Raw genomic sequence first — 20,380 nt, forward strand, 5'->3', positions numbered from 1 at the left:
GCTGGATTTCAAACATAAAATTGGTGTTTATCCAGCCGAGGGTACGTATTTGGTGGCCTTTGGCCAAGGCTCCAATGTGACCCAATGGTAACGGGACAGTGACCTTTTCACCAGCTTATCAATAACTCAGTATCTTTTAACTTAACAGTTTTCATTAGTAGGCAACTGAAAAACGCTGCTGGATATGTTGAGGCTGCTCCAGCTCATCGATCATTGCTATGGCGTAATCCTCTAGGGAGATGCGGCTACGGCCATCCCTATCCACCATCAGCTGGTCGCCTCCGAGACGAAAATGACCAGTGCGCTCGCCGGGCTCGATCAAGGCGGCGGGGCTCAGGAAAGTCCACTGTAGCGTATTTTCCTGCTTTAGTCGCTTGAGGGCATCAAGGGCACCGAGAGCTGAGGCTTTCCATTCCGGTGGAAATTGGGGAGTTTCCAATAAGTGCACTCCTGGAGCAACTTCAAGACTGCCGGCGCCACCAACAACTAGAAGGCGATCTATCCCCGCCTCTTTGCAGGCGTTGAGAATTGATTCGAAGCCTCGCAGGTAATAGCCGTGAATATCCTGTTGGGCGTGGCCGCTAAAAGCACTGATCACCGCATCGTGGCCTCTCAATAAGTCGGCAAGCTGCGTAGTGTTTAATACGTCGGTCTGGGTTGCGGTTAACCTCTCCTGGGTTTGTAGCTTCTCGGGGTGGGTAACCAGAGCTGTGACCCGGTGCCCTCTTGCCAAGGCCTCGACCAACAGTGCAGAACCGATAAAACCACTGGCACCGATCAATGCAATATTCATGCGTTCAATCTCGGGGTGTCTTTGTTGGGGATGCCAAGCAGTTTAGTTTTGTATTGCAGTATTTATGGGATAGTTAATAGTGCTGGAGCAATAAATTTCTGTTGGCCGATGGCAGTGCATTGGCTGCTATGGGAAGCCGTCAATGCGGTGCCTGCGGTTAATCTTTTCGTTATGCGGACGCTCATGCTCTCAGTGCTTGTCTTCACGAAGGGTGTAAAGGCCCTGTTTGAGCTTTAACAGGTGCTCTTGCAACTGTGGTCCTTTACGCTGGGCTACGCCAATTGCTAGCACATCAATTACCACCAGGTGGGCGATTCGAGAAGACAGTGGCGTGTAGATCTCGATATCCTCTTCTACATCCACCTCCAGTGGAATACTCGCCTGCTGGGCTACCGGGGAGCCACTTGGGGCCAGGCCCACGACCAGAGCGCCCTGCTCTTTTGCCATGCTCATGGAGCGTAACAGTGCTTTGGTCCGCCCACTCTGGGAAATAGCCACCACAACATCCCCTGGTTGCATCGACATAGCCGACATATTTTGGATGTGATGGTCGGAGTGTGCGGCAGTAGCCAGTTGCAGGCGAAAGAATTTGTGCTGAGCATCGGCAGCGACAGCACCGGAGGCACCAAAGCCGAAGAATTCTACCCGCTTGGAGGCGGCCATGGCGGTCACAGCGGCTTCCAGTGCGCGGTCGTCAATCCTGTCGCGTACCTTCAACAATGTATCCACAGTGGAATCGAATACTTTGCGCTTGTATTCAGCAATGGTGTCGGTCTCGGTTACTGCAATCTGGCCAAAACTGGGGCTGGAGGCCAGCTGCTGGGCCAGGTTCAGCTTGAACTCCTGGAACCCCGAGCAGCCTACTGCGCGACAGAAACGCACTACCGTGGGCTCACTTACCTGGGCCTCGGTGGCCAGGTCAACAATACGCATATGAATAATTTCATCCGGGTTGGCGAGGATATACTCCGCCACCTTGCGCTCAGATTTGCGCATGGATGACAGTTGTTCGCTGATTTTTTGCGTGACTTCCGCTGGTTTCACAAGACTACCTTCGCTATGCCAGATGGCGCAGTGTAGCGGCTGTGCCCCCCGCTGGCGAGCGGCTTTGCGTTGTCAGGATGGGTAAAATGCTGTTTATTTACACAGGTCTCGCACAGCAGCTCTGGTACAATCATCGCCCATGGACGTATCTCAGATTTTAGACCCCCTCAACGACGCCCAGCGCGAAGCAGTAGCAGCCGCGCCCGGCAATCAATTGGTTCTGGCCGGTGCCGGTTCGGGTAAGACCCGGGTGCTGGTGCACCGCATCGCCTGGCTGATGCAGGTGGAAGGTGCCTCGCCCTATTCCATTATGGCGGTGACCTTTACCAACAAGGCGGCCCGCGAGATGCGCGCTCGTATCGAAGAGCTGCTGGGGGTGAATACCTTCGGCATGTGGGTGGGCACCTTCCACGGCCTGGCCCATCGCCTGCTCAAAGCCCACTGGCAAGAGGCCAGGTTGCCGCAGAACTTCCAGATCCTGGATTCCGACGACCAGCTGCGCCTGATCAAGCGGGTACAGGCGGATCTGGGGCTGGACGATAAAAAGTGGCCGCCGCGGGAAACCCAGTGGTGGATCGGTGCGCAGAAAGATGAAGGCCTGCGCCCGCAATATATCAATGCTGGCGCCGACCCATGGTTGCAGACCATGGTGCGGATCTACTTTGCCTATGAAGAGGCCTGCCAGCGTGGTGGGCTGGTGGATTTCGGTGAGCTGTTACTTCGCGCCCATGAACTCTGGTTGAATAACGACGCTATTCTCGCCCATTACCGCCAGCGCTTTCCCTTTATCCTGGTGGATGAGTTCCAGGATACCAACACGATTCAATACGCCTGGTTGCGTCTGCTTGCTGGTGAGCAGTGCCATATCACCGCTGTGGGTGACGATGACCAGTCCATTTACGGCTGGCGCGGTGCCAAGATCGAGAATATTCAGCACTTTTCCACAGACCTGAAAGAAGTCCAGACGGTGCGCCTGGAGCAAAACTACCGCTCCACCTCCACCATTTTGAATGCGGCCAACGCGGTGATCGCCAATAACAGTGGCCGTCTGGGTAAGGAGTTGTGGACCAGGGGTGAAGAGGGTGAGCCCATCGCCGTCTATGCGGCCTACAACGAACAGGATGAGTCGCGCTTTATTGTCGAACGCATCAATGACTGGGTGCGCGATGGCAACCGCCGCGACAGCATTGCCATCCTCTACCGCTCCAACGCGCAATCCCGGGTACTTGAAGAGGGGCTTCTGCGCGAGCAGGTGCCCTACCGCATCTATGGCGGCCAGCGCTTCTACGAGCGCCTGGAGATCAAGAATGCCCTGTCTTATCTGCGCCTGATTACCAACCGCGATGATGACACTGCGTTTGAGCGGGTGGTGAATACGCCGACCCGTGGCATCGGTGCGCGCACGGTGGAAATGGTGCGCTCCTATGCCCGCGAACAGGGCTGTTCCCTGTGGCAGGCGGCCAAGCTGATGTTGCAGCAGCGGGTATTGGCCGCTCGCGCCGGCAATGCCCTGCAGAGCTTTCTGGACCTGATTAACCAGCTGGCAGCGAATGCAGAAGATAAAGAGTTGGATGCTATTGCTGAGGATGTGATCGAGACTAGCGGCTTGTTGGAATTCCACGGCAAGGAAAAAGGTGAGAAGGGCCAGACGCGGGTGGAGAACTTGCAGGAACTGGTGACTGCCTGTCGCGCTTTCTCTGGTGTGGACCTGCCCGAAGGGGAGGAAGATGAGGAGGAAATTCCTCTGCTCAACCAGTTCCTCGACAGCGCTGCCCTCGATGCCGGTGAGGGCCAGGCAGATGAATTTGAGGAGGCGGTTCAGTTAATGACCCTGCACTCCGCCAAAGGCCTGGAGTTTCCCCTGGTATTTATGGCGGGTGTGGAGGAAAACCTGTTTCCCCACAAGATGTCCGCGCAGGAGCCGGGTCGTATGGAGGAGGAGCGCCGACTCTGCTACGTGGGAATTACCCGCGCTATGCGCAAACTGTATATCACCTACGCAGAAAACCGCCGCCTGTTTGGCAGTGAGACCTATAACAGCCCCTCACGGTTTATTGGTGAAATTCCAGCTAATTTGGTGCACGAGGTGCGCCTCAAGACTGAGATTTCCCGGCCACTATACCAGGCGGATTATGGCAAAGTTGGTCAGTTTTCCGACCCGGCCCCAGACTTTGATGATTTGCCACCGCTCGCCCTGGGAGGGCGAGTGGAGCATGCCAGATTTGGTGAGGGCACCGTAGTGCAGTTTGAGGGTAATGGTCCGCGCGCACGGGTACAGGTGAACTTCGATGATGCCGGCAGTAAATGGCTGGTGGTGGCTATGGCTAAATTGCAGCCGCTGTAGACCAAGGGTCTGGAAAACTGAATCTATTTTGAAGAAGCAAATCTCACGTGGCTCCAGTATCACTGGAGCCACGATAATTAAAGTTAGCTAGCTGACAGTCAGCGCCTTACAAGAAAAACGATAATTAGAAGCGATGAAAAAAATTAATTGGTACCCCGCCGTTATTTTGGGCCTTCTCGCCCTGCTGGTAATTACCTTTGCCGCGCTGGTAACTTCCCGTGCGGCTCAAGGGCCTCAACAACACTTTTCTGATACTGGTGATAAAGAATTGTTTGAGTGGAAGCTGGTTACTACCTGGCCAAAAAACTTCCCCGGCCTGGGCCAGGCACCGGAGCGCTTCGCCAAAGAGGTAGAGCAGATGTCTGCTGGCCGTCTCAAAATTAAGGTCTACGGTGCGGGTGAACTGGTGCCTGCATTGGGGGTTTTCGGTGCTGTTTCCGAGGGTGCGGCGCAGATGGGGCACGGTGCAGCCTATTACTGGAAAGGCAAGATTCCGGCGGCTCAGTTTTTCACTGCGGTACCTTTTGGTTTGAATGCCCAGGAAATGAATGGCTGGCTCCACCACGGCGGTGGTTTGGAACTCTGGGAGGAGATTTACGAGCCTTTTAATTTGATACCCCTGGCCGGTGGTTCCACAGGGGTGCAAATGGCGGGTTGGTTTAATAAGCCGATTAACTCTGTCGAGGATTTGCAGGGTTTAAAAATGCGAATTCCCGGGCTGGGAGGTGAAGTATTAAACCGGGCCGGCGGCACGGCCGTTACGATTCCTGGTGGTGAGCTTTATACAGCGTTGCAGACTGGCGTCATTGATGCGACCGAATGGGTTGGCCCATACAATGATCTAGCCTTCGGCTTTCACCAGGTTGCCGAGTATTATTACTATCCTGGTTGGCATGAGCCTGGCTCGATGATGGAATTTATTGTCAATAAAAAAGCCTTCGATAAATTGCCTAAAGACCTGCAGGCAATTGTGCGCGTGGCAGCCCGGGAAGCAAACCAGGACATGCTGGATGAGTACACTGCGCGCAATAACCGAGCCCTGCGTGAATTAGTGGAAGAGCACGGTGTAAAGCTCAGGCGTCTACCGGATGAAGTACTTTCTCATTTAAAGCAAATCAACACGCAAATTATGCAGGAGACTGCAGACAAGGACCCTGAGTTTGCCCGTATCTATAAAGCCTTTAAGGATTTTGAGCGGGATGTACGGCCCTACCACCAGATTAGTGAAGAGGCTTATTACCAGGCGCGAGAGCTGGATAATTAGTTTTGCTTCCCGCTAATTAAAGTATGAGTCAAAGATTTAACCATAAATTTGCATTTTGCGACAAACCTAAATTTCTGTACTAATAAAGCAGTGAAAATATTTTCTTGCCTGGGTTTTTATTTTTAATTATTTGAACAATAATGCCGCGGTTTTTATTGTCTGACTACAAAAATATGACTTGGGAGTTATAAATGCTTAGAGCTTTTGGCTTACTTATTTTGGGGATGGTTTTTCTTTCAGGCTGTGCAGGTGTACCTCAATCACCAGTTATGCCAGATCAAACTTTTTGGAAGCAACCTGGGAAGCGCGTAGGATTGGTAGTGTCAAAAGTACCTACACCAGATGTTTATCTCCCTGGAGCAAGTTGTCTTCTCTGTTTGGCTGCTGCAGAGATAGCGAACTCCTCGCTTAGTACCCACACTGAAACCTTGTCAGCGGATGAAGTAGTGATTATTGCTGCTGATATGAACAAGCTGCTACAGTCCAAAGACATTGAGGTAGTAGAAATTTCCCAGGAACTTAATTTACGTAAGTTGCCTAAATACAAATCAGAAATTCCCAATTCTACCAAGCGGGATTTTTCTTCATTTGCCGAGCAATATAATATTAGTTACCTCTTGGTTTTGGATTTAAACGCTGTAGGTATGCATAGAACCTACTCAAGCTATATACCGACAAGCGAGCCAAAAGGCTATTTCGAAGCATTAGGGTATTTAGTTGACCTTTCAAATAATACCTACGAGTGGTACCGTCCTGTGCAAGTTCTAAAGGCAGCTTCTGGTGAATGGGATGAGTCTCCAAACTTCCCTGCTCTAACTAATGCTTATTATCAAGCTATAGCAGAAGGAAAAGAAATCATTATCTCCTCTTTAGGTACACCAAAAACAGATCAGTAAGGTTTAATCCTTATGATTAATTGAGTGCTAGAAACTTACTGGCACTCAAGTCAATTATTGCAGAATTTATTCTTTTGAGACTAAAGATGAGATATCAAGCATTATTTATTATATACATGCTGATTGCTGGGTGTTCTGGTAACAAGACTTCTCCATATGTAGAGTATATTGATCAGTCTGTTAGTATTCCTGTTGATACTTCGATAGCTATAAAAGTAGAGGCGTTCAAAAAGCCACCATTTTATGGTCAGGTTAATCATGATAGCTTAGATGTAAATCATGGGCAGATGACTTATATTGGCGCTACGCCAGCTGCTTTCGCTGGATCTATTCTCGCCCATGCTTTAATTGTAGGTGCAACTGGGGATAGTAAAAAGAAAGCAGAGCAGGAAAGGGCAGATAAGATTTTGGAACCATATAAAGAGAATATTGCTGCCTTTAATGCTGTTGATTTAATAGAAATTTCTAAAGTTGATTTACAGAAAAAAAATATCCCATTTATTGCTTGGGAAGCTGAAACTAATCATCCTTGGGTTGTTCAGTCTCACCCTGTATTCTTTCTGTCACAGGATAGAAGTACATTAACTTTGAAAAATGCAGTCTCAATAACTGAGCTGGATAACCAAGAAAAGCCAGCCTATCAAAATTTGATTGAGGTTGTTTCCTCGCCAAATAAAGATAAAAAAATCATACCTATTGACTCTCTCGGCGAATTAAGTATCAAGTTGTTTGTTGATTCTCTTATGGCAATGAAGGCAGAACTTTCAGAAAACCGCAAGCCAGAAAATAAAGAAATGACTTTGAGTTTTTTTTCTGGAGGAGAAAAAGTCTATGAGCGAGGGCGCATTATTTCAGAGGAATGTAATCGAATGACTTTTAGAACTTTGCGTGGTTGGGTGAAGTCTGTACCAACGATAGCTAAAGAACCTTCCCCGGTATGCCTGGAAAGCTAAATTAGCTGATTTCAGGGGAGGAAATCTCCCCCCAGCACGATCTTTAAGGCAGTGGCCTGGTATGCCCACTATCGTCAATAGCGACAAAAACAAACTCACCTTCAGTGACCTTCACCTGCTCACCGGAATCAACCCGTGTCAGCCACACCTCAACCATAGTCCTGATCGAAGAACGACCCACTTCGATAGCCTCTGCATAGCAGCTGACTGTGGAGCCAACAGGTACCGGGCGTAAAAACACCATACTGCCTACCGCAACGGTGGTTACCCTGCCCCGTGCGATACTTTGGGCGAGGATTGCGCCCGCCAGGTCCATTTGCGACATCAGCCAGCCAGCAAATACGTCCCCTTGGGGATTGGTATCACGGGGCATGGCCAGGGTTTGCAGGGTTAGCGTACCTGTGGGTTGCGGGTTTTCATCTAGGGCTGAAAGTGCGGACATCGACTGCTCACAGATTGTTAGAGTTATTGGGTACTACTTCTGGGAAGGTGGCGCATTCTAGCACAAATTGCGCAGTAATTGACCAGTGTTATCCCAAATTTGCTGGAGAAAACTGGCCATCCTGCTTCCCAGCCACCACCCCAGATGGCCGGGAGACTAGTGATCTGGGCCTTACAAAGCCTCTATTTCCAGCAGGTTGTCGTCTGGGTTTTTATCAATCATCTTGATGTAGGGGTCAATTCCAGCGATGCTCGGTTTGCCCTCCACTTCAAACTCCAGCACGGTGGTTTGCTCGCTGATCTCCTGTTTGGCGAAGTAGAGCACGTTTTCTGAATTAAAGTTCTTGTCGGGATCTTCCTTGAAAATGGCGATATCTATCCGATTATTCATTGGGATTTCTTGCTCCTGGCCCTCCCCATCGGCCTCGAACTTGTGAGCTTCCAACTCCAACAGAACGCGATAGTTACCATTATCCAATAGCTCAGAGGTGGCCTTTGCGATCTTCAGGTCAAAAAGAACTACCCTCTCCAGCATATCGGTGATCAGTTCCTGGTGAGATGATTCGGCGTGCGCTCTGAGCCTTGCCACCAAATCCATACTGGTGGGATAGGGGTCACTGGAGAACCCTTTATCTTTCAGCAACGATGCCAAGGCCGCATTTATGGCATCTTCACCCATGGCATCTTTGAGGGCGTACATGGCTACAGAGCCCTTTCGGTAGTGGATATAGGGTTGGTTTTCATTGTGAGTCAGGGGAAGTTCCTCAAGGAGTTCGCTACCCCGCGCGCTCAGGTAACGGTCAAGCTCATATTTGAGGAAGCGACGTATTTTTTCCGGACCGTATTCCTGCTCCATAACCATCAGTGCGGAATACTGGGCCAGGGTTTCGGAGAGCAAAGTGGCGCCTTGCACGTTGGCTCCGACCAACTGATGTGCCCACCACTGGTGTGCAACCTCATGGGCAGTTACATAGAAGACGTAATCAATTTCATTCGGGTCGCGGAGATCGGCGACAAAGCCGATGGATTCTGAAAAGGGCACGGTGTTGGGAAATGCCTGGGCAAAACTTTCATAACCCGGGAACTCAACGATACGCAACTGGCGATATTGATAGGGACTGAAAGCCTCACTGAAATACTCCAGGGATTTCTTCACACTTTCAATCATACGGTCCACGTTGTAGTCGTGAGGCTTGTGATGGTAGACCTCAATGGCTACATCCTTCCACTGGTCTTTAACTATGGTGTAGTCCGCAGAAAGGTAGGAGAAAAAATTGTGAATCGGGGCATCCATCTTGTAGTGGAAATAGTGGCGCTTTCCCTCCTGCCAGTCTTTTTGCAGATAGCCGGGAGCCAGTGCTACTTGTCCCACTGAGGTACTGACCGTGGTTTCAAAGTTAATCCAGTCGGAGTCGCTGCGCAGGTAGGACTCCCGGTAGTGATCTGTATCCTCCAGTTTGGGCATTCGCTGAGGCGGGGGTAGATCGTACTTCTTGCGCAGGTGACGGTCAGTTAATTCAATATTGCTGTTGTAACCGATAAAGGGCATCGCCTCAAAGTTATTAAAGAAAGTACCGTTTTGCACAATAGTGGTGGAGGAGCCGGAGTTCATAAAGCCACGGCTGATCCTGCTAAGATCAAACTCCAGTGTAAGTGACTCTCCGGGTTCCAGGGGTTGCTCCAGTTCGAAGAAATAATGGCCGAATTGCTCATCCTTTTCGCGCAGTTTGGCCTGACTCAGGGATAGCTGGTTGACCGTGAGACCGCGCTCCAGTCCGATGGCTACTTCATTGATAGATTTATCGCGCTTATTCATCAGGAAGTAACGCCCACGCACTTCATAGCGGCGTTCATCGGGGAAGATATCCACATCTACATTGACATCGATGATATGTGGCGCTGGCTTGTCTTCCAGGGATTTGTACTTTTTCTCGTAGTCTGCGGCTAGCTGCTCGCGATCCTTGCTGGTTTCATAGTCGTTGAGAATATTAGTGTTGTAGAAAATAAAGGTTCCACTGGCAACAAACAGCAGGAAGGCTGTAATACCAGCTAAACGGCTGGGCAATCCCAGCTGGAAGCGTAGGGCTTTGAGCCTGCTCGTTAGTGAGGCCAGGGTGCCCCGCTGCCAGAGCCCATAACTCAACATTGCTAATATCAGGCTGAAGCTTGTCCAGTAAAATGCAAACCAGGCGCGACCCTGTTCAAAGTGACCATAGCCATTCATATCCGAGTAGGGAGCAGCATTCCAACCGGCGAACTGATAGAGGTTGTGCTCAAAACCTAAGATGTCGAGCACTATAGAGCTGATCAGGTAGCCCACCATCAGCAACATGCCGAGGAATTTATTACGGGTAATTACCTGGACAAAGATAGAAAGAACAGCCATCAGGTAGAAGGGCATTGCGAATTGGTACCAGAGACCATAAAAATAAAGCCCTGGCTCGAGGGTAGCGTACCCCTTGCCCAGCTGTACAGCGACAGTGGTCAGCATACTGGCAATCAATATACCGGCTAGAACCACCAGCATTGCGATAAACTTGCTTGCCACAAAAACCCAGTTCGGTGTGGGCACTGCATCCATAATTTCATGGCAGCCGGTCTGGCGTTCGCGCCATACTAATTCAGCCCCATAGTAGATCAGAATAATCATCATGATCAGGCTGAAGGCGCCCTGTATCAGGCTTATCATTGAGCGGGTAACAGGGTAAACCGAGGTACCGAAAATTGCTTCCAGGTTAAGGGAAGCACCCAGTACGTTGAGAACACCAATTGCGAGAATTACCCAAAAAGCCAGGCTTTTTACCACGGCTTTGACTTCAAAACCGCTGCGTACCCGGAATTGTTGCCAAACAGCGGTTGCGCCAAAAGTAGGAGTGATTCGCGGTATTGGCTTATTGTAACGAAGCTGTTCCTCAGTTTGATTCTCTATTCTGTGACGACGTGACCAGAGTGGTTTGCGCTCGGCAAAAGAAAAGCGTCTATAGCCCAACCCAATAATAAGCAAACTGGCGATGAGCCATATTATGCGATTGGTTAGATACTCTCCTTCCAGGGCAATCATGGAAGTATTGCGGTCGAAGGCGGTCCAATAACGAGTGGCATTATCGAAGGCGCCGAGACCGAAGGGGTCGGCCAGTGCGGCGACACTGCGATAAGCGGGCTCGTCCATCATCCCCTGACTGGTAAAATAGAGAACCAGAAAAGCAATCAACCCCAAGTAAGTGGCCATCATGCTGCGAGTTACAGCTGCCAGGCTAAAAAACAGTGCGCTGCAAAACAGCATGGTGGGAAGAATGAGTGCGAATAGTGTTTGTAAGTAATGAGATATTTGTGTTGGACCTAACCGTTCCGGGTCCAGCCAGGGCATCCAGGAACCGAACAGCATACCTAGGGCAGAGGCTGAAAATGCCAGGAAAGAAACAGTAAATGACCCTGTGAAGCGCCCTAGTAAATAATCGCGCTTGCTGATAGGGGTACTGAAGACGATACCATCCATTTTCATATCACGATCACGCAGTACCGGGTTGGCTGCGAATGCGGCGGTAATAAAAATACTGAACAAGCTCATGATCAGCAGGGTTTGCATGATCGCAAAAGGGGAGTTGATTAGGGTGCTGCCGCCGGCACCGCCGATTTGTATACTGTTGGAGGCAGTGGCGCCAAATGTCAGAAGGAAAAAAACCAGGCTGGTGACATAAAACACCGGCTGGCGCAGTTGATAGTGAAATTCAAACTTAGCAATAGATAAAAACATGTCGATACCCTCCCCCGCCTCAGGCGGCGCTAGCCACTCGAGATTCTTCATCACTGAAGAGGGTGGAGAAGTAGACATCCTCCAGGTCGGGTTGCAGTTGTTCAAACCCTTCACCCGGTTGAGATTCCGCCAGTATATGTACAACATGACGGCCGGCTAATAGGCGAGTGGAAATCACATCGAATTTATTACGGCACTCTTCCAACTCTGATTTATTGACGATACGCCGCCATACGCGACCTTGCAGCTTGGAAGTCAGCTCTTCAGGTTTACCTTGTGCAACAATTTTTCCAGCTGCGAGAATGGCCATATTGGGGCACAGATCGGCAACATCTTCCACAATGTGGGTGGAGAGTATCACTACTACATTCTCGCCAATTTCGCTGAGCAGATTATGAAAGCGATTGCGCTCCTGTGGGTCGAGTCCAGCTGTGGGTTCGTCGACAATAATCAGGCGCGGGTCGCCGATAAGGGCTTGGGCAATGCCAAAGCGCTGGCGCATACCGCCGGAGTAACCGCTCAGATTTTTCTTGCGATCACGAAATAAATTGGTTTGGTGCAATAAGTCAGCCACCAGCTCGCGGCGTTCCTTTCGATTGCTGATACCCTTAAGTACCGCCATATGATCAAGCATATCTTCGGCACTGATTCTCGGATAAACACCAAAATCCTGTGGCAGGTAACCTAAAGTACTACGGATTTTCTGCGGATTGGTGGCCACATTGATTCCATCAAAAGTGATGAATCCACTATCGGCGAATTGCAGAGTGGCGATGGTACGCATCAATGAGGACTTGCCGGCCCCATTGGGTCCGAGCAACCCGAACATTCCCTTTGGAATATCCAGATTGACGTTTTTAAGCGCGTGTACGCCATTGTCATAAGTCTTGGAAAGACTAGAGATCTTCAGCATTTTTAATTCCCTTTTAATATTTATTCATGTTCTTAATTTTTTTTTAAGAATCGATAGACTGATTTCAGAGTTCTTGATTCCCTATTTGTTATCTTTATTTGTTTCGAGTGTCGATAGGTGCATTTCACCGTCAATATATAGACAGTTACACCAGGTTTTAAATCGTTAATGTAACAGGAGTATTTTCTGAAAAGAGGGATGACAAGGTGTAGTGAAAGTTTTAAAAGACAAATAGTTTGATGTTTCTGTAGTTAAGTGCGGAGTGTGGAATTGACGATAGAGACTGAGAAGGGGCGGCGCAATTGAGCCGGCCCCTTTTATTTTTAACAGGTGTAAAAATAGGGTATGTACCTGTTATTTTTGAATAATCCCTGGCAGCCAGGTTGCCAGAGCTGGCCAGAGCGCCAATAGACAAAGTAAAAAAATCTGGATGCCAATAAAGGGCGCAACACCACGGTATATAGCGGAAGTAGCTATTGAGCTGGGTGCGACACCGCGTAGATAAAAGAGGGCAAAACCAAACGGTGGTGTCAGGAATGAAGTTTGCAGGTTAATGGCGATCATAATGCCGAGCCAAATCGGGTCGACTCCCATTGCTAATAAAACTGGCCCTACAATAGGTACCACTACAAAGGTGATCTCGATAAAGTCGAGAATAAACCCAAGTAAGAAAATCACCAGCATTACCAATAGTGTCGCCCCTACTACGCCACCGGGCAGGCTGTGAAAAATACTGGTTACCAATTCTTCGCCGCCATAACCGCGGAAGACCAGAGAAAACAGCGAGGCTCCGATTAGGATTGCGAAGACCATCGCTGTTACTTGTAGGGTGCTTCGCCCAACCTCCCCCGCTCGTGCCCAATTCAGGGCACCACGGCTATAAGCCAACAAACCTGCGCCCAGTGCACCTACTGCAGCGGCCTCTGTGGGAGTTGCTGCACCGGTAATAATGGAGCCCAAAACCACCAACATCAGGGCAATAGGAGGAAAAAGGCTGCTAATCAACGGCCAGACTTCCAGTGCCTCCTGTTCGGTGGAGGGAGCTTTCGCCGGTTCGCGGCGGGCCATGAATAACAGGTAAATAATGTAGGCTGCTACCAGCAGTAAGCCCGGGATAATTGCCCCGATAAACAGGTCACCGACGCTGACGGGCTTGGGGTTAAAGATTCCGGCAGACAGCTGTGCCTGTTGGTAGGCATTGGAGAGAGTATCTCCCAGTAATACCAGCGCAATAGATGGAGGGATAATTTGCCCGAGGGTACCGGTGGCACAGATGGTACCGGTGGCGAGCTTGGGAGAGTAGCCCTGTTTCAGCATGGTGGGCAGGGACATCAGACCCATAGTTACTACCGTGGCACCCACTATTCCGGTGCTGGCGGCGAGCAGTGCACCAACCACTACTACAGAAATGGCCATTCCTGCCCGCGCCCCCATAAATACCTTGGTTAGGTTGACCAGTAAATCCTCGGCGATTCGGGCGCGCTCCAGTATCACACCCATCAGCACAAATAATGGCACGGCCACCAGGGTGCCATTTTGCATAATGCCGTAGAGGCGATCGGGAAAGGCGCGCAGCAATTCTGCATCAAAGACGCCGTACACAATACCCAGGCCAGCGGTGATTAGCGCTGTTCCACCAAGAGTGAAGGCTACCGGATAGCCGAACATCAACATTGCACAGACAGCGGCGAACATCAGCAGAGGGATTAACTCCATCATGCCTCAGCCTCCTCTGCTTGCCTTAGTAACCGGGGCTTGGCCGAGGCCTTGGTTGTCGGGGCTGGCGTTTCCATCAGTTGCAGGAGGGCGCGCATAAACTGGGCTGCGCCGGCCAGGGCTAGGGTAATTGCCGCAAGAGGGATCAGGCTCTTCAATAGGAATACCCCTGGCAGGCCGCCGGCATTGGCGCTGTCTTCAAGCACTGACCAGCTGTTCAGTACAAACTGCCAACTGCTAATCAGCATAAAAGTACAAATTGGTAATAAAAAGATGAGATAACCTACGGCGTTAACCCAGGCCTTGCCCCTGGTCCCCATGCGCCTATAGAGGATGTCTACCCGCACATGGGCATCAGTTTGCAGGGCGTAGGCCAGGCCGAGCATAAAGGTAGCACCGTGCAGATAGACTACGGATTCCTGTAGGGCGATAGAGCCGCTATCGAAAAGATGGCGTAGTGCCACGACACAGCTTTGCAGTAAAACCATGGCCCAGGTAAACCAGGCCAGCAGGTGACCGGTGCGACTGGACAGACTCTCCAATGCACGGGCTCCACGCAACAGAAAAGGCATGGGGGCTTCTCTCTTTACATCTTATTGTTATCTTGGTTGCACGAAGGTTACCGTTTTGGCAGTCCATGCACCAGCGAGCCATATTTCAAGCTGTCATCTTTTTGTCATCTTTTGTTCATAGAATCGTCACCCGTTGTTCCTAGCATCGCCGCGTGAAATAAAAAACACTCATCGGAGTTCCACATGAACAAGCAAATTCTGGCCACTTCCCTGGCGGCATTGACCCTCGCCACCTCTCAGGTGGCTATGGCGGCTCGCGACTACATCAGTGTTGTCGGTTCCTCTACCGTTTATCCTTTTACTACTACTGTGGCAGAGCGCTTCAGCCGCGCTACACAGTTCAAAACCCCGGTAGTTGAATCCACGGGAACTGGCGGCGGTATGAAGTTATTCTGCCAGGGCGTTGGCGAGAGCACTGCAGATATCACCGGTGCATCCCGTCGTATCAAGCAGTCCGAGCTGGAAATGTGTAACGGCAACGGCGTTGATGTTGTGGAAGTCCAGATCGGCTACGACGGCATCGTACTCGCCAACGCAAAGAAAGCAGCTCCGTTTGAGCTATCCCGCAAGGATATTTTCCTGGCTTTGGCTAAAGAAGTACCAAACCCTAACGGTTCCGAGACCCTGGTGGCCAACCCTTACAAGACCTGGAAAGACGTAAACCCGGCTTTGCCCAATACCAAAATTGAAGTTCTGGGCCCGCCCCCCACTTCCGGTACCCGCGATGCCTTTGCCGAGCTGGCGATGGAAGGTGGCTGTAAGAAGTTTGGCTGGATCAAGGCCATGAAGAAAAAAGACAAGAGCGCTTACAAGGCGATTTGTCACAACGTGCGCGAAGATGGCGCTTATGTAGAAGCTGGTGAGAACGACAATCTGATCGTGAACAAGCTGGTTGCCAACCCGAATGCCCTGGGCATTTTCGGCTTCAGCTTCCTCGATCAGAATGCCGACAAAGTACAGGGCTCACTGATTGAAGGTCAGGCCCCGACTTTCGATTCTATTGCTGATCAGAGCTACCCGGTATCCCGCCCGCTGTTTATCTACGTGAAGAAAGCGCATGCTGACGTAGTACCGGGCATCAAGCAATTCCTGGCCGAGTTCACCAATGAGCGCACCTGGGGTGATGAAGGTTACCTGACAGACAAAGGCATGATCCCGTTGCCTCAAGAGAAGCGTCAGCAAATTGCTACTGACGTTCGCAAGCTGAATGCACTGAGCAATCTCGCTGCAAAATAACTATATCCTGGAGTAGTACAGTCAAAGGGAATTGACGGCCAAGCCCGAGAGGGCTTGGCTTTTCTTTGTCCACAGCACTGTGGAATCTGAGGGAAATGTCGGGATAATGCCGACCACCATTTTTTAGCACGGTAAATCAATGCAAACCCCCACACTGTTCGCCCTTCTGCTGCTGTTGATACTGGTGGCCTACGGTACCGGCTTTAGCCGTGCACTGAGCGCTGCACGCAGCTTAGGTGGCTTACGAAATCTGGCTTCCCTGCCTAGTTATTACGGAATATTTGCCGCGCTTTGGTGTGGCTTGCCGGCTTTGATATTACTAGGAGCCTGGCTGATTTTTGACGATGCCATTATTCGGGCTATGGTGCTGAACAGTGTCGCCGACAAACCCGAGACAATTTCAGGACAGAATCTGCTCTACGCCCAAATTCAAAATCTGGCTGCGGGTCATATGTTGGGGGAAGCCACTCCACGTTTGCAAGAAGCGGCGGATCACCTCAGCCAATTGCGTAGCAGCTCCAATAATATGCAAGCCTTTATGAGCTTGATATTGGCCGTGGGTCTTGGGGCTTTTGCTCTTTTACGTTTCTCTCCACAATTACGCGCCAGAGAAAAAGTTGAGAAGGTCTTGCGGGCTATATTGATTGCCTGTGCCTGCGCGGCCATTTTTACCACCGTGGGTATTCTATTCTCGGTGCTATTTGAATCCCTGCGCTTCTTCCAGTCGGTTCCGGTCACCGAGTTTCTGTTCGGTTTGCACTGGAGCCCGCAGATGGCCCTGCGTGCCGACCAGGTTGGTTCCAGTGGTGCCTTCGGTGCTGTGCCCCTGTTTACCGGCACCTTAATGGTTTCTGCCATCGCCATGTTTGTCGCTGTACCGATTGGTTTGATGGCGGCAATTTACCTGGCGGAATATGCCAGTAAACGTGTCCGTGCAGTGGCCAAACCTATTTTGGAGATTCTCGCCGGTGTACCTACAGTGGTATACGGCTTCTTTGCCGCCCTGACTGTTGCGCCCTTTATTCGTGACCTGGCTACCTCGGTCGGCCTGGAGGCCTCCAGTGAAAGTGCCTTGGCTGCTGGTCTGGTGATGGGCATTATGATTATCCCGTTTGTCTCCTCACTGTCGGACGACGTGATCAATGCGGTGCCGCAATCATTGCGCGATGGTGCCCTGGGCTTGGGCTCCACCCACTCTGAAACAGTGCGCAAAGTGGTCATCCCGGCGGCTTTGCCGGGAATTGTCGGCGGTGTTCTGCTGGCGGTGTCACGGGCAATTGGTGAGACCATGATCGTGGTGATGGCGGCGGGACTCGCAGCTAACTTAACCGCCAACCCGCTGGAGTCTGTGACCACTGTTACCGTTCAGATTGTGACCCTGCTGGTTGGTGACCAGGAGTTTGACAGCCCCAAAACCCTGGCGGCCTTTGCCCTGGGCTTAATGCTGTTTGTTACCACATTGGTGCTGAACTTTATCGCCCTGCACGTAGTGAAAAAATATCGGGAGCAGTATGACTAATCTGACTCAGGCGCAGGTTCGCGAGCGTATTGAGAAGCGCCTCGCCAGCCGCCATCGCAAGGAAAAGCTCTTTCGCGGATTGGGCATTGCCAGTATCGCCTTCGGGGTACTCGCAGTTGTAATTCTGTTCAGCGATATTATCAGCAAGGGTAGCGGTGCTTTTATGCAGACCGCTATCCAGCTGGAAATACACTACGACGCACAGGTACTTGACATCGACAAAGTCGACGATGAGAGCCTGGCCTGGGCCAACTTCTCCGGTGTGATTCGCCAAGCATTGCGCGAGCGCTTTCCCTCGGTGACCAGCCGTGGCGAAAAGCGCGAGCTATATACCCTGGTTTCTTCTGGCGCGCCTTTCACTCTGCGTGACCGCCTGGCTGATGACCCTGAGCTGCTTGGCAAGAGCGAGAAGGTTTGGTTCGCCGCTGATGACGATGTGGACACCTTTGTTAAGAGCCTCAAGGATTCCAAGGAGGGTTTTCGTGGTCGCACCTCTGAGCAGAAAGCCGGCTGGATTGAGCAACTGTTGGATAGTGGTGAGCTGAAAAAACGTTTCAATACCACCTTCTTTACCAATGGGGATTCCCGTGAGCCAGAGCAGGCTGGTATTCGGGCAGCGCTGATGGGGTCGCTATTTACTCTGCTGGTGACACTGGCGTTGTCCTTCCCTATCGGCGTAGCCGCCGCCATTTACCTGGAAGAATATGCACCGAAGAACCGCTGGACCGACCTAATTGAAGTGAATATTAATAACCTTGCTGCGGTACCTTCTATCGTATTTGGTTTGTTGGGGCTGGCGATTTTTATCAATTTCTTCGAGCTGCCTCGCTCGGCGCCGTTAGTCGGCGGTTTGGTGCTGACCCTGATGACACTGCCGACGATTATTATTTCCAGCCGTGCGGCATTAAAAGCGGTACCGCCTTCTATTCGTGAAGCGGCTATGGGGATGGGTGCCTCGCGTATGCAGGTGGTTTTCCACCATGTGTTGCCACTGGCAATGCCGGGTATGCTTACCGGTGCGATTATCGGCATGGCCCAGGCTCTGGGTGAAACAGCACCTCTGTTGATGATTGGTATGGTCGCCTTTATTGTCGATGTGCCCGCCGGGGTGACGGATCCAGCCACTGTGCTACCGGTACAGATCTTCCTGTGGGCCGACAGCCCTGAGCGCGCTTTTGTCGAGCGCACTTCGGCAGCAATTATGGTGCTGCTGAGCGTATTGATTGTAATGAATGCCAGCGCGGTATTACTGCGCAAGAAACTTGAGCGCCGCTGGTAACACAGCGCGGATTAACAGAAAGCGGGATTATTTATGAGTACCATGACCCTGGATGCCGCGGGGCGCACAGAGGCGGCGCAATCCGAACTGACTGGCGGGCAAATTGCAGCGAGCGCCGAAGTCCGGAAAACCGTGGGCAAGCCGTTCTGTGATACCGCCAAGTTGCGCATGCGCAATGTGAATGTATTTTACGGCGAGGCCCAGGCTATCCACTCCGTCAGCCTGGATATAGGCCGCAATCAAGTGGTGGCCATGATCGGCCCCTCCGGTTGTGGTAAGTCCACTTTCCTGCGCTGCCTCAACCGTATGAACGACACTATTGAAGGTTGTCGTGTTGAGGGAGAGTTGAGTCTGGATGGCGATCCTATTTACGGTCCCAAGGTGGATGTTGTGCCCTTGCGTGCTCGGGTGGGCATGGTATTCCAGAAGCCAAACCCTTTTCCAAAGTCCATCTATGAGAACGTGGCCTATGGTCCCAAGATCCATGGGATCGCCAGCCGCCGCGCCGATCTGGATGAAATTGTTGAGAGCAGCTTGCGCCGCGCCGGGCTATGGAATGAGGTAAAGGATCGCCTGGATAAGCCGGGTACCGGACTCTCCGGTGGCCAGCAGCAGCGCTTGTGTATTGCCCGGGCTATTGCGGTTAGCCCCGAAGTTATTCTGATGGATGAGCCCTGTTCGGCCCTGGACCCCATCGCCACCGCACGTATCGAAGAGCTGATTGATGAGCTGCGCGAGAACTACACTATCGCCATCGTTACACACTCAATGCAGCAGGCCGCTCGCGTCAGTCAGCGTACGGCCTACTTCCATCTGGGTCGACTTGTCGAAGTTAACGATACCGAAACCGTGTTCACCAACCCTGAGCACGAATTAACCGAAGCCTATATCACCGGCCGCTTCGGCTGAGTTGGCCACGCCCCGAGGGAACACTATGGAAATGCACTTCGATCAGCATATCTCCCGTCAGTTCAACGAGGACCTGGAAGGTATTAAGACCGAGATGTTGGAGATGGGCGGCATGGTTGCCCGTCAGGTCGCCGATGCTGTAGATGCCTTGTCCAATGCTGATAGTCAGCTGGCTGAGGAGGTTTTGCGTGTCGAAGAGGAGATCGACAAGAGCGAGATGGCACTCGACGAGCACGCGACTTTAATTATTGCTAAACGCCAGCCCGCCGCCTCGGATTTACGGATGGTGATGTCGGTAACTCGCATAGCTCGTGATCTGGAGCGCATCGGCGATGAGGCCTGCAAGGTTGCAAAAATGGCCATTGCCCTCACCGATGAAGGCACCTCACCCCGTGGTTATACTGAAATACGCCATATCGCCAATGCCGTGCGCAAGATGCTCAACGATGCCCTGGATGCCTACACCCGTTTTGATGTTGAGTCAGCCCTGCGCACGCTGGCGGAAGATGAGCAGGTGGATATGGATTACCGCACCGCGGTTCGCGAGTTAGTCACTTATATGATGGAAGACCCGCGTAGTATTTCGCGAGTGATCAACGTGCTTTGGGCGCTGCGTTCACTGGAGCGTATTGGCGACCATGCGAAGAATATTTGTGAGCAGGTAGTTTATTTGGTGGAAGGTGCGGATATTCGCCACGGCCATGAAAAAAATTTGCGGAAGTCTTGAACTTCCAGTCCGCTATAGAG

At 51.3% G+C, this 20,380-nt stretch carries 16 protein-coding genes; 9 read left to right on the top strand and 7 right to left on the bottom strand.

What is annotated here, in order from left to right; all coding sequences use genetic code 11:
* Window positions 1–154: 154 nt before the first annotated feature.
* Both G367_RS0114820 and hexR read right to left on the bottom strand, forming a co-directional pair.
* On the bottom strand, window positions 155–793 hold the full coding sequence (locus G367_RS0114820) for an NAD(P)-dependent oxidoreductase (RefSeq protein WP_020413929.1): 639 nt from the start codon (window positions 791–793) through the stop codon (window positions 155–157).
* Between the two features lie 189 nt (window positions 794–982).
* The gene (hexR, locus tag G367_RS0114825) at window positions 983–1,837 is read right to left on the bottom strand and encodes a transcriptional regulator HexR (protein WP_020413930.1); all 855 of its coding nucleotides are present in this window, start codon (window positions 1,835–1,837) and stop codon (window positions 983–985) included.
* A gap of 139 nt (window positions 1,838–1,976) precedes the next feature.
* On the opposite strand from hexR, the gene uvrD reads away from it, so the two are divergent.
* From uvrD to G367_RS0114850, 4 genes are all read left to right on the top strand, one after another.
* Complete coding sequence (gene uvrD / locus G367_RS0114835) at window positions 1,977–4,181, top strand: DNA helicase II (protein WP_020413932.1); 2,205 nt, start codon at window positions 1,977–1,979, stop codon at window positions 4,179–4,181.
* A 133-nt stretch (window positions 4,182–4,314) separates the two neighbouring features.
* Entirely contained in the window at window positions 4,315–5,445 is a 1,131-nt protein-coding gene (locus tag G367_RS0114840) for a TRAP transporter substrate-binding protein (RefSeq protein ID WP_020413933.1), read from the top strand.
* A gap of 191 nt (window positions 5,446–5,636) precedes the next feature.
* Window positions 5,637–6,341 (top strand): hypothetical protein, encoded by a 705-nt coding sequence (locus G367_RS0114845; RefSeq protein ID WP_020413934.1) that lies wholly within the window; start codon window positions 5,637–5,639, stop codon window positions 6,339–6,341.
* 86 nt (window positions 6,342–6,427) lie between these two features.
* A complete protein-coding gene (locus tag G367_RS0114850; protein WP_020413935.1) occupies window positions 6,428–7,294 on the top strand; it encodes a hypothetical protein in 867 nt (288 codons plus the stop codon).
* 43 nt (window positions 7,295–7,337) lie between these two features.
* On the opposite strand, the gene G367_RS0114855 is transcribed toward G367_RS0114850, so the two are convergent.
* The 5 genes from G367_RS0114855 to G367_RS0114875 all read right to left on the bottom strand — a co-directional run bounded on the left by G367_RS0114855 (window position 7,338) and on the right by G367_RS0114875 (window position 14,690).
* On the bottom strand, window positions 7,338–7,736 hold the full coding sequence (locus G367_RS0114855) for an acyl-CoA thioesterase (RefSeq protein WP_020413936.1): 399 nt from the start codon (window positions 7,734–7,736) through the stop codon (window positions 7,338–7,340).
* 171 nt (window positions 7,737–7,907) lie between these two features.
* Window positions 7,908–11,489 carry an ABC transporter permease/M1 family aminopeptidase gene (locus G367_RS0114860; RefSeq protein WP_026305155.1) on the bottom strand — a complete coding sequence of 1,194 codons (3,582 nt, stop codon included), beginning with the start codon at window positions 11,487–11,489 and terminating at the stop codon, window positions 7,908–7,910.
* A 19-nt stretch (window positions 11,490–11,508) separates the two neighbouring features.
* Window positions 11,509–12,402 carry an ABC transporter ATP-binding protein gene (locus tag G367_RS0114865; protein ID WP_020413938.1) on the bottom strand — a complete coding sequence of 298 codons (894 nt, stop codon included), beginning with the start codon at window positions 12,400–12,402 and terminating at the stop codon, window positions 11,509–11,511.
* Between the two features lie 354 nt (window positions 12,403–12,756).
* Window positions 12,757–14,121 (bottom strand): TRAP transporter large permease, encoded by a 1,365-nt coding sequence (locus G367_RS0114870; protein WP_020413939.1) that lies wholly within the window; start codon window positions 14,119–14,121, stop codon window positions 12,757–12,759.
* Window positions 14,118–14,690 (bottom strand): TRAP transporter small permease subunit, encoded by a 573-nt coding sequence (locus tag G367_RS0114875; protein ID WP_020413940.1) that lies wholly within the window; start codon window positions 14,688–14,690, stop codon window positions 14,118–14,120. Before G367_RS0114875 ends, G367_RS0114870 begins: the two co-directional genes overlap by 4 nt.
* 183 nt (window positions 14,691–14,873) lie before the next feature.
* Between G367_RS0114875 and G367_RS0114880 the strand changes: the two genes are divergently transcribed.
* The 5 genes from G367_RS0114880 to phoU all read left to right on the top strand — a co-directional run bounded on the left by G367_RS0114880 (window position 14,874) and on the right by phoU (window position 20,360).
* Window positions 14,874–15,926: a PstS family phosphate ABC transporter substrate-binding protein gene (locus tag G367_RS0114880; protein WP_020413941.1), complete on the top strand. Its 1,053-nt coding sequence runs from the start codon at window positions 14,874–14,876 to the stop codon at window positions 15,924–15,926.
* Window positions 15,927–16,065: 139 nt separating this feature from the next.
* On the top strand, window positions 16,066–17,445 hold the full coding sequence (gene pstC, locus G367_RS0114885) for a phosphate ABC transporter permease subunit PstC (protein WP_020413942.1): 1,380 nt from the start codon (window positions 16,066–16,068) through the stop codon (window positions 17,443–17,445).
* On the top strand, window positions 17,438–18,724 hold the full coding sequence (gene pstA / locus G367_RS0114890; RefSeq protein ID WP_020413943.1) for a phosphate ABC transporter permease PstA: 1,287 nt from the start codon (window positions 17,438–17,440) through the stop codon (window positions 18,722–18,724). Before pstC ends, pstA begins: the two co-directional genes overlap by 8 nt.
* Before the next feature lie 33 nt (window positions 18,725–18,757).
* A complete protein-coding gene (pstB, locus tag G367_RS0114895) occupies window positions 18,758–19,633 on the top strand; it encodes a phosphate ABC transporter ATP-binding protein PstB (protein ID WP_020413944.1) in 876 nt (291 codons plus the stop codon).
* Window positions 19,634–19,658: 25 nt separating this feature from the next.
* Window positions 19,659–20,360 carry a phosphate signaling complex protein PhoU gene (phoU, locus tag G367_RS0114900; protein ID WP_020413945.1) on the top strand — a complete coding sequence of 234 codons (702 nt, stop codon included), beginning with the start codon at window positions 19,659–19,661 and terminating at the stop codon, window positions 20,358–20,360.
* The last annotated feature ends 20 nt before the right edge of the window (window positions 20,361–20,380 follow it).

The sequence above is a fragment of the Microbulbifer variabilis ATCC 700307 genome (assembly GCF_000380565.1).
Taxonomy (GTDB): domain Bacteria; phylum Pseudomonadota; class Gammaproteobacteria; order Pseudomonadales; family Cellvibrionaceae; genus Microbulbifer; species Microbulbifer variabilis.